The organism is Acinetobacter sp. SwsAc6 (genome assembly GCF_013391565.1).
Classification (GTDB): domain Bacteria; phylum Pseudomonadota; class Gammaproteobacteria; order Pseudomonadales; family Moraxellaceae; genus Acinetobacter; species Acinetobacter cumulans.
The window spans coordinates 1-14,607 of the sequence record NZ_JACAXE010000007.1; the positions used below are offsets into that span (position 1 = coordinate 1).

Genomic DNA, 14,607 nt, shown 5'->3' on the forward strand with positions numbered 1-14,607 from the left:
GGATAGTCTTTTTCAGATTCAATCAATAATTGAACCGCTCTTTCTCTGATTTCAGGGGTATATTTTAATTTGGTCATCGGAACATTCTCTCAGAATACTGAGTCTCCGACAAACCCGGTACGGTTCAGTTTGCCACGTTCCATGATCAATAAATAGACCATGTTTCACAATTTTTTTAGATTTACTTAACCCATAAAAAAATCACCCATTCAGGGTGATTTTTTTATGCTGAAATAAAATCAAAAGATCTTATTTTTCAACACCAGCAGCTTGGCCAGCGTATTTAGCATTTGCATAGTCCCAGTTCACTAGGCTTTCAAGGAAAGTAGAGATGTACTTAGGACGAGCGTTACGGAAATCGATGTAGTAAGCGTGTTCCCAAACGTCAATCGTCAACACAGCAACTTTACCGTGAGCAAGTGGCGTGTCAGCATTTGAAGTTTTAAGGATAGAAAGGTTGCCGTTTACTTCATCAGCAACTAACCAAGCCCAGCCTGAACCGAATTGAGTTGTAGCTGCCGCTGCAAACTCTTCAGCGAATTTTTCGTAAGAACCGAAAGCTTCGTCAATTTTAGTAGCCAAAGCGCCAGTAGCTTTACCGCCGCCGTTTTTAGCCATACAGTTCCAGTAGAAAGTGTGGTTCCAAACTTGCGCAGCATTGTTGAATACGCCAGCTTTAGAAGCATCGCCAGCTACAGCTGTGATGATTTCTTCTAAAGATTTGCCTTCAAGGTCTGTACCAGCAATTAGGTTGTTCAAGTTAACAACATAAGTGTTGTGATGCTTGTCGTGGTGGAATTCTAAAGTTTCTTTGCTGATGTGTGGAGCAAGATCTTCGTAACCGTATGGTAACGCTGGTAAAGTAATCGTTGTCATGTTTTCAATTCCTTGCATTTTGCTGGGTTTTGACATTAAGTGCACTTATTGTAATAGATAATCGAGTCAAATTGCGCATTGCTTATAAATAAGAATACAGAATAAAGCTCGAAATTAAACGTATAAGGCCAAATGTCAAAAACAGGCTTATTTGAAAAATTAAATCGGATTGTTTAATTCGAAATAACTATACTCAATATTGAATTGTTCTGAAATAGCTTTTCCAAGGCGCTGCACACCATAACGCTCAGTCGCATGGTGGCCACAAGCATAGTAGTGGACGCCTAACTCTTTCGCTTCATAAAAAGTACGTTCACTGACTTCACCTGAAATATACGCATCACAGCCTTGCTCAAAGGCTTTAGAAATATAATCTTGCGCGCCACCTGTACAGAAGCCGACTTTTTGAATGCTGGTTTTATCCGCAGGCAAGTGTATTGCGTCAAAACCTAAACGTTCCGACAGCAACTGCTTAAATGCTTCAGGCGACATTGCTTTTGCAAGATAGCCAATATTGCCAATCGGGTTGCGCTCAGTTGGGTCAAGCGCTTCAATATTTTGCAGTTCTAAAATGTCTGCAATGGCCGTATTATTACCAAGTGTCGGGTGACTATCTAAAGGTAAGTGATAACCCACCAATGAGATGTCATTTTGAATTAAGCTCTTAATGCGTTTTCCACGCATGCCTGTAATTGGGTAGGCTTCACCTTTCCAAAAATAGCCATGATGGACTAAAAGCATATCTGCACCAGCAGCAATAGCAGCATCAATGGCATCTTGAGATGCAGTCACTGCACACAGAATTTTATGTACTTCAGCTTTACCTTCAATTTGTAGGCCGTTGGGTGCGTAATCTTTAAATTCACGAGATTTTAAAGTTTGATCACACCATTGAATAATTTCGTTTAATTGCGCCATAAACATCTCTTTAAAATTCGCAGTATTTCAGCGGTCACTATATGCGTTTAATTGTAACTAAAGCATGACAAAACTCTGTGTTTATTTTAATAAGAACAGCATTTTTTGCATTACAATATGAGCTAAATGACTGAGTCATCAAATAAATTAAAAATATTTTAGAGGATATAAGCGTGCGCCGGACCTTTACGTGGTTACCTTGGGTGTTACTCATAATTGTGATTATAGGTTTTTTCGGCTGGCATCAATTACAAAAACCTAAAGCGCCTGTGGCGGCTGATGGGGTAAAAATGCCTGCAGAAAAGCTAGAACCACTTATTGATACAACGCGTACAGGTGGTGTGGTGTCTTATAGTGCAGCTGTTAAAGTAGCCGCGCCAGCAGTGGTGAATATTTTTACCACTCAAAAAGTGAAACAATTAGATCATCCTTTGCTGAATGATCCTGCTTTTCGAGAATTTTTTGGTAATCAATTGCCAGATGGCCAAAGCCAAGACCCAAATGAAAATAGCTTAGGTTCTGGTGTGATTGTACGCCCAGATGGTTATATTTTGACGAATAACCATGTCATTGCTCAGGCGGATCAAATCGTGGTGGCTTTACGTGACGGCCGACGCGCATCTGCTAAAGTCATTGGTACAGATCCAGACACAGATTTGGCTGTGATTAAAATTGAATTAAATAATTTGCCTGTATTGCCATTTAAATTAAGTGGTAATGAAGTAGGCGATGTTGTACTTGCTATTGGTAATCCATTCGGTGTGGGCCAAACCGTAACACAGGGGATTATTTCTGCCACTGGTCGTTCTGATCTAGGGATTAATACCTATGAAGATTTTATTCAAACCGATGCTGCAATTAATCCCGGCAACTCAGGCGGTGCTTTAATTGATGTGGCAGGTAATTTGATTGGTGTAAATACGGCGATCTTCTCGCAATCGGGCGGATCACTTGGAATTGGTTTTGCGATTCCAGCAAAAATTTGCCAACAAATTATGAATGCGATTTTAAAAGATGGTCGCGTGGTACGTGGCTATATGGGCATTAGCTTACAAGCGGTTTCTCAGGATAATGTTTTTGAGACCAAGGCACCTGGTGTGGTTGTAGCGAATGTACAGAAAAATGGTCCAGCGGATAAGGCTGGCTTCCAAAAAGGCGATAAAATATTGAAAGTCAATGATGAGCAGATTGGCTCAGCTTCTTACTTAATTAATTATGTCGCGATGCAAGCACCGAACAGCACAATACAAGTGTCAATTGAGCGCGATGGCAAGCCAATGACTTTAAATGTTGTGGTGACAGAGCGCCAAGTACAAAACCAGAATTCTGATGCGCAGTATATTCCATTACCGCGTTAAAGTGATTCACACTAAAAGCACCTGAAAAGGTGCTTTTTTGCTTAATGGTTAAAAATAGCCCTATAAACTCAGTAATAAAAATAACAGCTTATGTAAGTTTTGGTTGCAAAATAAGCGATGAAAATAAAATCGAGCTACGCTATGTTTAAGTCAAAATAACAACAGCAGAGAATAAAATGAGTTTTATTAGTGCAAAAGAAGCGAAAGAGTTTTCTATACATGCCAATTTAAATATTGAGCAGTACAAAATACGATTAGCACAGCAAATAGAAAGTAATGCGAAGCAGGGCAATACTGCGGTGTTTACGGTATTGCCAAAGCACTTACCTTTAGACCAAATTCGTGCGCTGTCTGCGGAATTAACTCAAATGGGGTATCAAGTACGCTTTGAGGTAAATGAGTTCTTTTATAGCTTAAATGTGTACTGGATTTAAAACGATCGCTAAGTTGCAAATTGAAATAGTATTGAATAGGCACATATTTTGCTGAATGGTAAAATATTTATGAAAGCACAGGCCGTTCAATGCATTATCAGATTCATCCTTGTATACATAATCCAAATGCAGATTATGTGGTTTTTTCTTCAGGCTTAGGTGGTCATGGCGCTTTTTGGCAGCCACAGCTGCACGCATTTCAACAGCACTTTCATGTGGTTTTATATGACCAAGAAGGCTGTCATGCAGGTGCAGCGCATTTGCCACAACCATACAGCATGCAGCATCTGGCGCAGCAGCTGCTGAATATTCTATTCGACGCAAAAATTCAGACCTTTCATGTGGTCGGACATGCGCTAGGCGGGCATATCGGCATAGAGCTGGCGCGGTTAATTGCACAGCAAAATCTGCCCTTAATAATGAAAAGCTTAACGCCGATTAATGCATGGAATGAATTAGACCCGCATACGCAAAAATGCTTCCAAGCTCGAATCAGTCTATTGTTAAATAGCGGTGCAGAAGCCTATGTACGGGCTCAGGCGCTGTTTCTGTACCCACCGCAGTGGATTTCGGAGCATATCGAACAACTGTCACAGGCCGAAAATGCACAGCTGGCTAATTTCCCGCTCAAGGAGAACGTTCTCGCACGTTTAAACGCGCTACAGCAGTTTAAAGTCACACAGGCGCATGTTGATGCCTTGGAACAGACCCGCATGCATTATGTGGCCAATCAAGATGATTTTTTAGTACCTGTACAAAAATCAACGGATTTAAAACAGCACATTGGGCATGGTGAACTGAGTATTTTTGCAGAAGGGGCGCATGCATCTACACATACTCAGACAGAAATTATTAATCAGGCTGTGCTGGATTTTTTACTGTAGCCTAGCAATTAAAAAACTGAGTTAACACCAAAAAAACTCGAATAATTATTCGGGTTTTTTAATGGTTAGTAAAAATATATATTGAGTGAAAAATATCCAATAATATTTTTAAGCTGGTAATTTCTTAGTTCGAAACACGCACCGTTTTAAAACAGCACTACCTAAAATAGATCACATGGTTTATTTTATTTTTTACTAAAAAGTAAAATAAAAAAATAATAAGTACTTGATATTAAATATAATAATAAATTTGGCACAGCATTTGCTAAATATCCATTAAGAATCTATTTAAGTTTTAGGCTGACGAAAAACAGCTATTTTTTATCAAAATGTAAAAAGAGGCGGTGTCTATGAAAATCGGTGTCTTCTGTCCAATTGGCAATAATGGCTGGCTACTTTCTGAAAATGCGCCACAGTACAAACCTAGTTTTGAGATGAATAAACAAATCGTGCAGCGTGCAGAACATTATGGTTTTGACTTCGCATTATCCATGATTAAGCTGCGCGGTTTTGGCGGTAAAACAGAATTTTGGGATCATAACTTAGAAACATTTACTTTAATGGCGGGTTTGGCTGCAGTAACCAGCAAAATTAAAATTTATGCGACTGCTGCCACATTGGTTATGCCGCCTGCAATTGTGGCACGTATGGCATCGACCATTGATTCTATTTCCAATGGTCGTTTTGGCTTAAACGTAGTGACAGGCTGGCAAGCGCCTGAATATACGCAAATGGGTATGTGGCCGGGCGATGAATACTTTGGCAAACGTTATGAATATTTGTCTGAATATGTACAAGTCCTGCGTGAACTTTGGGCGACAGGCAAATCGGACTTTAAGGGTGAGCATTTCCAAATGGAAGATTGCCGTGTAAGCCCAACACCGCAAGCAGATATGAAAATTATCTGTGCGGGTCAGTCTGATGCGGGCTTAGCATTTTCAGCACAATACGCAGATTACAATTTTGTATTCGGCAAGGGTTTAAATACACCTACAGCATACGCAGACATTAATGACCGTTTAAAAACCCATACAGATGCAACAGGCCGTGATGTACAGACCTATGTGCTGTTTATGGTGATTGCAGCTGAAACAGATGAAGAAGCTTTTGCAAAATGGCAAAGCTATAACGACGGCGCAGATATGGAAGCCATTAATTGGCTGATGAATCAAGGCGGTAAAGATACGACGTCTGGTGCAGATACCAATATCCGTCAAATGGCATCCAGTGTTTCACCAGTGAATATCAATATGGGCACGCTCGTGGGTTCATTTGAAAATATTGCAAAAATGCTGGATGAGATTGGTGAAATTAAGGGTACAGAAGGCATTTTGCTGACCTTTGATGATTTTATTCAAGGTGTTGAAGATTTTGGTCAAAAAGTACAGCCCTTAATGAAATGCCGCCAAGACATTGTGGTTGATGCAGATCCAGCACCACTTGCTGTTTTGGAGAAATCAGCATGATTGAGCTTAAATCTAAAGAGACAGTCTGCAGCAATTTCACTGCAAAAGCAGGCACAGGAAAATGCCTTATGGCTGAGCCAGAGTCCATCATGCTTGCACCTGAGCAAACGGCGCTGATTGTGATTGATATGCAAAATGCCTATACATCACAGGGTGGCTATTTGGACTTAGCAGGCTTTGATGTCTCTAAAACAAAACCTGTGGTTGAAAACATTCAAAAAGCAGTTGATGCAGCGCATGTTGCCGGCATTCAAGTGATTTATTTTAAAAATGGCTGGGATGAGCAATACCGTGAAGCAGGTGGGGCCGATTCGCCTAATTTTCACAAATCCAATGCCTTAAAAACCATGCGTAAAAAACCTGAATTGCAAGGTACTTTACTGGCCAAAGGCCATTGGGATTTTGAACTGATTGATGAGCTACAGCCATTGCCTCAAGACCTTGTGATTGAAAAGCCACGCTACAGCGGATTTTTCAATACAGCATTGGACAGCATGCTGCGTTGCCGAGGGATTCGTAACCTTGTGTTCGTCGGCATAGCGACCAATGTCTGTGTGGAGTCGACACTGCGTGACGGTTTCTTCCTTGAGTATTTTGGCGTGGCTTTAAACGATGCTTGTTATCAAGCAGGGCCGAAAGAAGCCCATGAAGCAAGTCTGTTCAACATTAAAACATTCTTTGGCTGGGTATCGGACACAGCGAACTTTGTTGAAACATTTCAGCCTAAAGCACAACTAGACAAAACAGCATAAATAATAGGAATTGGAGAACGAAACATGCCTAAAGAAATTATTGTGCCAGCAGGAACAGCTAAACCGCTTGCGCCATTTGTACCTGCAACTAAAGCAGACAATATTGTTTATGTATCAGGCACTTTAGCATTTGATGAACATAATAATGTGGTGCATGTCGGAGATTGTGCAGGCCAAGCGCGGCATATTTTAGAAACCATTAAAAAAGTGCTGGAAACCGCAGGCGGCACAATGGATGACGTGACCTTTAACCATATTTTCCTTAAAGACTGGGCGGATTATGCCGCTTTCAATACGGTCTATGCTGAATATTTCCCAGGGGATAAGCCGGCGCGCTACTGCGTACAGACAGGTTTGGTAAAGCCTGAAGCTTTAGTCGAAATAGCATCGATTGCGCATGTATAAAAATGAATTGAATGAAGGCTGAGGTGCCTAAGCCAGAACCGCTTAGCATCCGAGCCTGTGGAGAAGGCGATGAATAGCAAGATCAATGCAACAGAAATGATGAGCGCATTTTCAAAACAGCATGTACCTGCCTTGGCAGATGATGCAGTCAATACAGTTATGGCAATTGAACAAGTGGATCAGGCAAAATTTAGACAGGGCATGTCGAATTTAGGTGCGGCAGTCAATGTGATTACCACTCAAGGCGACGCTGGCCAAGCAGGCTTTACAGCATCTGCGGTGTGCAGTGTAACGGATACGCCTCCGACATTGCTGGTGTGTTTAAACCGCTCGGCGTCCGTCTTTGAAACCTTTAAAGCCAATAAAGTGCTATGTGTAAATACGCTGAATGCGCAGCAAAGTCATCTTTCAAATATTTTTGGCGGTAAAACCCCAATGCTGGAACGTTTCTCGCATGGTGTTTGGCGCACATTAACAACGCAAGCGCCTGTTTTAGAAGACGCTTTGGTGTCTTTTGATTGCGAGGTGGTACAGAGCATATCTGTGGGGAGCCATGATGTACTGATTTGCGAAGTAAAAGCTATGCAGTGTCAAGAAGGCGCGAATGCCTTGATGTATTTCAACCGTAGCTATTGTGAACCTCAACCTATGAACTCATAAATATCCGTCCCATCTGAAGGAGGGGAGCCGAATGAACACAAAAGAACCGTGGTTTCCGAAATTTAAGCCTTACACAGGCAATCTAGATACAACGCCAGTACAAACTGACGAATACTTACCCCCTTCAAAGAGTATGGTCTTGGGCCTGCAGCATGCGTTCGCCATGTTTGGCGCGACTGTGCTGGCTCCCTTGCTGATGGGTTTTGATCCAAACCTCACGATTTTTATTACAGGCATCGGCACAATTTTATTTTTCCTTATGACTGGCGGACGCATGCCAAGCTATTTGGGATCAAGTTTTGCTTTTATTGGTGCCGTGGCTGCAGCAACTGGTTATAGCGGGGTAGGTTCAAACCCGAATATTGCATTGGCCTTGGGGGGCACAATTGCCTGTGGTTTAATTTATGCAGCTATTGGCCTTGTGGTGATGAAAACGGGGACAGCATGGATTGAAAAACTCATGCCGCCGATTGTTACGGGCGCGATTGTGATGATCATTGGTTTGAATTTGGCACCCGTAACGATTAAAAGCGTGTCTGCAAATAATTTTGATATGTGGATGGCGGTGGTCACCATTTTATGTATCAGCGCGGTCGCGGTATTTACCCGCGGTATGGTGCGCCGTTTATTGCTCCTGTTAGGCCTTGTGGCTGCTTATACGGTGTATTTCTTGCTGACCAATGTAATGGGTTTTGGCAAGCCGATTGATTTTGCAGCGATTTCAAATGCGGCGTGGTTCGGTTTACCAACATTCCATGCGCCAGTATTTGAAGCCAATGCCATGCTGCTGATTGCACCTGTTGCTTTGATTTTAGTGGCAGAAAATTTAGGCCATTTCAAAGCAGTTTCTGCCATGACTGGCAAAAACCTTGATCCGTATATGGGCCGTGCATTTTTAGCGGATGGTGTATGTACAACTATGTCGGCTTCTGTCGGCGGTACAGGCATGACGACCTATGCTGAAAACATTGGTGTAATGGCCGTTACCAAAGTGTATTCAACTACAGTGTTTGTCGTCGCTGGTGTATTTGCTGTATTGCTTGGATTGTCACCAAAGTTTGGCGCCGTGATCAGCACAATTCCAGTAGCTTTACTGGGTGGGGCATCCATTGTGGTCTTCGGTTTAATCACCATTGCAGGCGCAAAAATTTGGATTGATCATAAAGTTGATTTTAGTAAAAACAGCACTTTGATTATTGCTGCAGTCAGTTTGATTATGGGAGCAGGTAACTTCAGCTTGCATATTGGCAGTTTTGATTTAGGCGGTATTGGTACAGCGACATTGGCTGCAATTTTCTTGAACTTTATGCTGAACCGCGGTGAAGAAAAAGATGTACCTGCTGTGTCTGCAGAATCTAAAGATGATTCAGCGCCAGCAGCAGCGCATCACTAGGAGATGACTTTGAAACGAACTGTGGCATTTATTGGTTTAGGCGCAATGGGCTGGCACATGGCTTCCCATCTGCCTAAAACAGGTTTAGAGGTGTTGGTCTGGAACCGTACAGAAGAAAAAGCGAAGCAACATGCAACCACTTTTTTAACTCAGGCAGTCAGTATTGAACAAGCGGTTCAGGCAGATTTTATTATTTCTTGCCTGCCAACCAGTGCAGATGTGGAACAGCTCATTGCATCGCATCCGCCAAAGTCGGGCAGTTTCTGGATTGACTGTACCAGTGGCGTGCCTGAGTCAGCGCAAAAGTTAAGTGATGTTTTGGCTCAGTTAGGCTCTGCTTATTTAGATGCACCAGTTTCGGGTCAGACCATTGGTGCAGAAAAAGGTACGCTAACAGTGATGGTGGGCGGTGATGTACTCGCTTTTGAGCAAGCGAAACCTGTCATTCAAGCTTTTGCAGGCTTGATAGAACACGTTGGTGGCAGTGGCGCAGGCTTTGCTGTAAAGGCGGTCAACAATACGCTGATGGCGACGCATCTATGGGCATTGGCAGAAGGCTTAACGGTATTGAAATCGAAAGGCGTCGATTTAGCTTCTGCACTGAGCTGCATTAACCATTCCAGCGGCAAAAGCAGCATGTCGGAAAATATTATGGCGCAGCGTGTGTTAAACCGTAGCTTCAATAAAACTTTCGCATTGGATTTACTGCAAAAAGATATTGGCATCGCTATTGATTTAATTCAGCAGGAACAGCTTCAGTTGCCAGCCATGCGTATGATGCAAGAGCAGTTTGCCTTAATTGAAAAATCACAAGCGCAGTCTTTAGATTTTTCAGCTGCTGTGCAGAGCTTAGAGAAAATCAATCAAATTGAATTATCTTAAAGAATTTGAAAATCAGAAATTAAAAAACCGCAGTCAGCTGCGGTTTTTTATAATTTTTAGCAGCGCTTTATTCCGCTTTTTGGTATTCGTTAATCACTTCTAAAGCCGCACGAAAAGCTTCTTGAGTTGCTGGTGCACCGCAGTATGGCAGGCTATGCAGTAGCACTTCCTGAATTTCTTCTACTGTTGCGCCGTTATTGAGTGCGCCACGGACATGGCCTTTTAGTTCAGTTGGGCTTTTTTGTGCAGTTAAAAATGCAATGGTAATTAGCGAGCGGTATTTACGCGGTAAAACGCCTTCACGTTGCCATGTTGAGCCCCAAGCATGTTCATTAATCCAGTCCTGCAAAGGTTGAGTAAACGGCACAGTATTGTCTTGTGCGCGTTTGACAAAGCTGTCACCCATGACTTCGATACGTACTTTTAAACCATTTTCATAATCTTGCTGAGACATTTTTACCCTCTATATTTTATTTTACATCTATAGCCTATACCTATCTTTGGGCGAAACCATTGGCTGATGGTCTTAGACCTAAAAATTCAGCAGCGGATGGCTGCTGAATTTTAGACCTTTAAACAACACTTAAAAGATGCAATTTAGAACCTTAAAAACGCTTCAGGTTCATCTTCTGCCTGTTTTTTATTTACGTGATCAGCTTGAGCATGCGGGTTATCCAGTTCCAACTCATGCTTAAGCTCAGTATCAAAAATATCAGTCAGCATGCTGTCATAACGCTGAATGTTATAGGCTTTCAGCTTTTGCGCTTCTTCTGCGCTGATAAACCCAGTGGCTTCAGCATCTGCAAGGTGTTCTTCAAAACTTAGACCTTTAAATTGACCTTTCGATTCTGCTTTTTTAAATTTATCCCATAGCGGTTCAATGCTGAGCAATTGTAAAAATGCAGCCTCCATCCGTCCATTCACATCATGTGCTTCTACAGAATAGTGCACATGCTGTTTTAGTTGCTGACGGAATGCATTGTCTTGCATAAATGCTTCGGCCACCTTTCTTTTTAACTCGTCGCTTGGTTTGTTGAGTGGACGACCAAATGGGAAGCAGATGAATTTCACTAACATTGCTGCTGGGCGGATTGGGAAATTTTCAAACAGGCCATAAAAAGCTTCTTGGGCCTGATACAGCGCTTTATCTAATGCCAATTGTGCATGCAGCTGTTCATCTTCAGTTTTTGAACCATGTTCGTAAAATTTTAAAATTGAGGTGGCTATAAACATATATGAATGCATATCTGCTAAACGTCCTGAGAGCATTTCTTTACGTTTAATATCGCCTGCCAGTAAGCCGAGGCACATGTCTGCAGTAAGTGCAAAGTCCGCACTCAAGCGATTAATGGTTTTGTAATAAGGTGCTGTAAATTCATCAACATGTTCAGAGGCTTGGCTCGAGCCGCCAGTAAAGCCATAAGCAAAGGCGCGTGCGGTACGGTTAAAGGTATAAGCCAAATGCTTAAACAATAATGTGTCAAACTCAGCTAAAGCCGACGAACTGTCTTCTGCTTGCAGTAGTTGCAGTTCTTCATATAAATAGGGATGACAACGCATGGAACCTTGTCCAAAGATCATGAGTGAGCGACTCAGAATATTGGCACCTTCTACAGTGATTGAGACAGGAATGGCTTGATAGTTTAGTGCTAGAAAGTTGCGTGGACCATGCTGTACGGCACGACCGCCAACAATATCCATGCCGTGATTGACTACACGGCGCATGGTTTCAGTGGCATAGTATTTGGCCATGGCAGTCATGACAGCAGGTTTGCCACCTTGGTTTAAGCCACACGTCACCATATAGCGGAAAGCTTCCAACATATAAGCATCGCTGGCAATATCACTGGATGCTTCTTGTACGCCTTCAAACTTGCCCACAGAGATTTTGAACTGCTGGCGAACTTTGGCAAATGCCCCAACATTTAAATAACTCATTTCACTAGCCGCCGTAGACAAAGCGGGTAGAGAAATACCACGACCTACTGCAAGGCATTCCATCAGCATACGCCAGCCTTTGCCTGCATTTTTGACCCCGCCGATAATCCAGTCTAATGGTATAAATACATCTTTACCCTCAACGGTACCATTCATAAACGGTGAGCCTGGATTGTGGCGTGCACCAGTTTTTACACCATCATGGTTTGCAGGTAAAAGTGCACAGGTTATGCCGTAATCTATTTTTGCTGTATCTCCAAGCAGATGCTCTGGGTCGTATAGCTTAAATGCTAAGCCAATTACGGTGGCTACTGGGGCTAAGGTAATCCAACGTTTGGAGAAATTCATTTTTAAGCCCAGCACTTGCTGGCCTTCATATTCGCCATAACACACCACGCCAGTATCAGGTATTGCACCTGCATCTGAACCAGCTTCTGGGCTAGTTAGACCAAAACAAGGTATTTCTGTTCCTTTGGCTAAGCCGGGTAAATAGCGATCTTTTTGTTCATCTGTACCGTAGTGCAACAATAATTCACCTGGGCCAAGCGAGTTTGGCACCATGCAGCTGACAGCTGTTGTTAATGAGCGTGAAGCGATTTTGCTCATAATACGGCTTTGCGCAAAAGAGCTGAACTCACGGCCACCGTATTCTTTGGGAATAATCAGTCCTAAAAATCCGTTATCTTTAATAAACTGCCATGCTTCAGGGGGCAAATCTTTATATTGATGATGAATGTCCCATTCATTGACCATCTTACAAAGTTGCTCGACTTCATTGTCTAAAAAACTTTGTTCTTCTGCGCTGAGCTCTGGATAGGGATAAGCATCAAATTTTTTCCAATCTGGCGCTCCCATAAACAATTCTTTTTCCCACCAACTGGTACCCGCATCCAAAGCTTCACGTTCTGTGCTACTCATGCTAGGCATGGCATTGGCTAGGGTTTTATAAGCTGGTTGGCTAATAAAGCGCATACGTAATGGCTCAATAAGTACCAGCAAGCTAATGAGGATTAGCGCTAAACCCAACAAAAGTGACCAAGGGCTGACCCACGCTACAATTAAAGACAGTATGATTAGCGTGGCACTGCCAGCAATACGAGAGAGCTCAAAAAAGAAAATAGCCCATAAGGCTGCAATCAGTAAAATAATGCAAAGCAGAAATAGCATAGAACTGTGCTCCTTTGGCTTACGCCTGATAGTGCATCAGCACGGTCACATTTAAGGACTAAAAAACAATGTGCTGTTGTTTTAAATATATTATGTCGTGCAGTTATAAAGACTTAATGCTCAAAATCTGGCAGAGCAAAAATGTATGTTTTAAGGCTGAATAAAAAATGAGCGTTACACAATATTTTTATGTTTTAGAAATGTATTTTTAGGTAATTAGGCTGTGTTGGCCTTGCAGTAAGTAATTCATGCGCAATATAAAAGCCCTCTATATCAGAGGGCTTTTATATTTAGTGTACTTTAAAGAAACTTAAAACATTAAGCTTCAATCGTTTGCACAGCAATTTTTTTAGCAGGATCAGTTTTACGACGTACAGCTGGTACAGGCTCGCCGTAATATTGACGGTCTGCAAAGTAGCTTGAACGAACCATTGGCGCTGCCCAAATATTTTTGAAGCCAAGTTTTTGGCCATGCGCTGTGTAGCGTTCAAATTCTTCAGGTGTTACAAAGCGGTCAATAGGGGCATGTTCTTTAGACGGCTGTAGATATTGACCAATTGTTACGTAGTCGACATCGTGTGCACGAAGATCATCTAAAAGTGCAATCACTTCTTCTTCAGTTTCGCCAATACCCACCATCAAACCACATTTTGTTGGCACATCAGGGCAGTATTCTTTAAACATTTTGAGCAAGTCTAAAGAGTGCTGGTAGTCAGAACCTGGACGCATTGCTTTGTATAGACGAGGCACCGTTTCGATGTTGTGGTTAAACACATCTGGCGGGCACTCAGTCATAATGCGAAGCGCAATATCCATACGGCCACGGAAATCTGGCACCAAAATTTCTAAAAGTGTTTTGGGGCTAAGTTCACGTGTTTCTTTAATACAATCTACAAAGTGCTGTGCACCACCATCGAGTAAATCGTCACGGTCTACAGAGGTGATTACGGCATATTTCAAACCTAAATTTGAAATTGTTTCTGCCATGTGGCGCGGTTCATCAGGATCAAGCGCATTTGGACGGCCATGGGCCACGTCACAGAATGGGCAACGACGCGTACAAATATCGCCCATGATCATAAATGTTGCAGTACCACCACCAAAACATTCAGGTAAATTCGGGCAAGCTGCTTCTTCACATACGGTATGTAATTTTTGGGCACGTAATGTGGTTTTAATGCGCTGCACTTCTTCTGGTGCAGACATTTTTACACGGATCCAGTCTGGCTTACGTGGCGTTTCAACCGTAGGAATAACTTTTACAGGTATACGAGCGACTTTTTCTGCGCCACGAAGTTTGACACCCTGTTCAGGTTTACGGTTTTCAGACATATTCAACTTTTCCACTGTTTCAGACGGGGAGAGATACGAAAATAAGTCCCAATATTATAGCCGAGTTAAGCTTAAATGGGGGAAAAACGATATTCATTTAAAAAATGTTGTTATCATCTAATATGTGTGAGCTAAATACAGC

At 42.3% G+C, this 14,607-nt stretch carries 14 protein-coding genes; 9 read left to right on the plus strand and 5 right to left on the minus strand.

The annotated features are described in order from the left end of the window. Nucleotides 1–249 precede the first annotated feature (249 nt). Nucleotides 250–876, minus strand: a complete 627-nt coding sequence (locus tag HYG93_RS06780; protein WP_106984742.1) for a superoxide dismutase — start codon at nt 874–876, stop codon at nt 250–252. Between the two features lie 159 nt (nt 877–1,035). Then, nucleotides 1,036–1,794, minus strand: coding sequence for a Nif3-like dinuclear metal center hexameric protein (locus HYG93_RS06785; RefSeq protein WP_106984651.1), 759 nt, complete (start codon nt 1,792–1,794; stop codon nt 1,036–1,038). A gap of 173 nt (nt 1,795–1,967) precedes the next feature. Between HYG93_RS06785 and HYG93_RS06790 the strand changes: the two genes are divergently transcribed. From HYG93_RS06790 to HYG93_RS06830, 9 genes are all read left to right on the plus strand, one after another. After that, nucleotides 1,968–3,152: a trypsin-like peptidase domain-containing protein gene (locus tag HYG93_RS06790; RefSeq protein ID WP_120366184.1), complete on the plus strand. Its 1,185-nt coding sequence runs from the start codon at nt 1,968–1,970 to the stop codon at nt 3,150–3,152. A gap of 176 nt (nt 3,153–3,328) precedes the next feature. Beyond that, nucleotides 3,329–3,586, plus strand: coding sequence for a hypothetical protein (locus tag HYG93_RS06795; protein WP_106984653.1), 258 nt, complete (start codon nt 3,329–3,331; stop codon nt 3,584–3,586). Between the two features lie 89 nt (nt 3,587–3,675). Then, entirely contained in the window at nt 3,676–4,470 is a 795-nt protein-coding gene (rutD, locus tag HYG93_RS06800; protein ID WP_106984654.1) for a pyrimidine utilization protein D, read from the plus strand. Nucleotides 4,471–4,820: 350 nt separating this feature from the next. Continuing rightward, nucleotides 4,821–5,936, plus strand: coding sequence for a pyrimidine utilization protein A (rutA, locus tag HYG93_RS06805; RefSeq protein WP_106984655.1), 1,116 nt, complete (start codon nt 4,821–4,823; stop codon nt 5,934–5,936). Continuing rightward, nucleotides 5,933–6,688, plus strand: coding sequence for a pyrimidine utilization protein B (rutB, locus tag HYG93_RS06810; RefSeq protein ID WP_106984656.1), 756 nt, complete (start codon nt 5,933–5,935; stop codon nt 6,686–6,688). Before rutA ends, rutB begins: the two co-directional genes overlap by 4 nt. Before the next feature lie 24 nt (nt 6,689–6,712). Then, complete coding sequence (gene rutC / locus HYG93_RS06815; protein ID WP_106984657.1) at nt 6,713–7,093, plus strand: pyrimidine utilization protein C; 381 nt, start codon at nt 6,713–6,715, stop codon at nt 7,091–7,093. A gap of 159 nt (nt 7,094–7,252) precedes the next feature. Beyond that, nucleotides 7,253–7,753, plus strand: coding sequence for an NADH-dependent FMN reductase RutF (rutF, locus tag HYG93_RS06820; RefSeq protein WP_228198939.1), 501 nt, complete (start codon nt 7,253–7,255; stop codon nt 7,751–7,753). 31 nt (nt 7,754–7,784) lie between these two features. After that, nucleotides 7,785–9,146 (plus strand): pyrimidine utilization transport protein G, encoded by a 1,362-nt coding sequence (gene rutG / locus HYG93_RS06825; RefSeq protein WP_106984659.1) that lies wholly within the window; start codon nt 7,785–7,787, stop codon nt 9,144–9,146. 45 nt (nt 9,147–9,191) lie between these two features. Further along, a complete protein-coding gene (locus HYG93_RS06830) occupies nt 9,192–10,028 on the plus strand; it encodes an NAD(P)-dependent oxidoreductase (protein WP_252149965.1) in 837 nt (278 codons plus the stop codon). Nucleotides 10,029–10,095: 67 nt separating this feature from the next. Here the strand turns inward: HYG93_RS06830 and HYG93_RS06835 are convergent, their stop codons facing one another. From HYG93_RS06835 to lipA, 3 genes are all read right to left on the minus strand, one after another. Continuing rightward, nucleotides 10,096–10,482: a carboxymuconolactone decarboxylase family protein gene (locus tag HYG93_RS06835; RefSeq protein WP_106984661.1), complete on the minus strand. Its 387-nt coding sequence runs from the start codon at nt 10,480–10,482 to the stop codon at nt 10,096–10,098. Nucleotides 10,483–10,625: 143 nt separating this feature from the next. Then, a complete protein-coding gene (locus tag HYG93_RS06840; protein WP_120366186.1) occupies nt 10,626–13,133 on the minus strand; it encodes an acyl-CoA dehydrogenase in 2,508 nt (835 codons plus the stop codon). 318 nt (nt 13,134–13,451) lie between these two features. Next, on the minus strand, nt 13,452–14,465 hold the full coding sequence (gene lipA / locus HYG93_RS06845; RefSeq protein WP_106984662.1) for a lipoyl synthase: 1,014 nt from the start codon (nt 14,463–14,465) through the stop codon (nt 13,452–13,454). Nucleotides 14,466–14,607 lie beyond the last annotated feature (142 nt).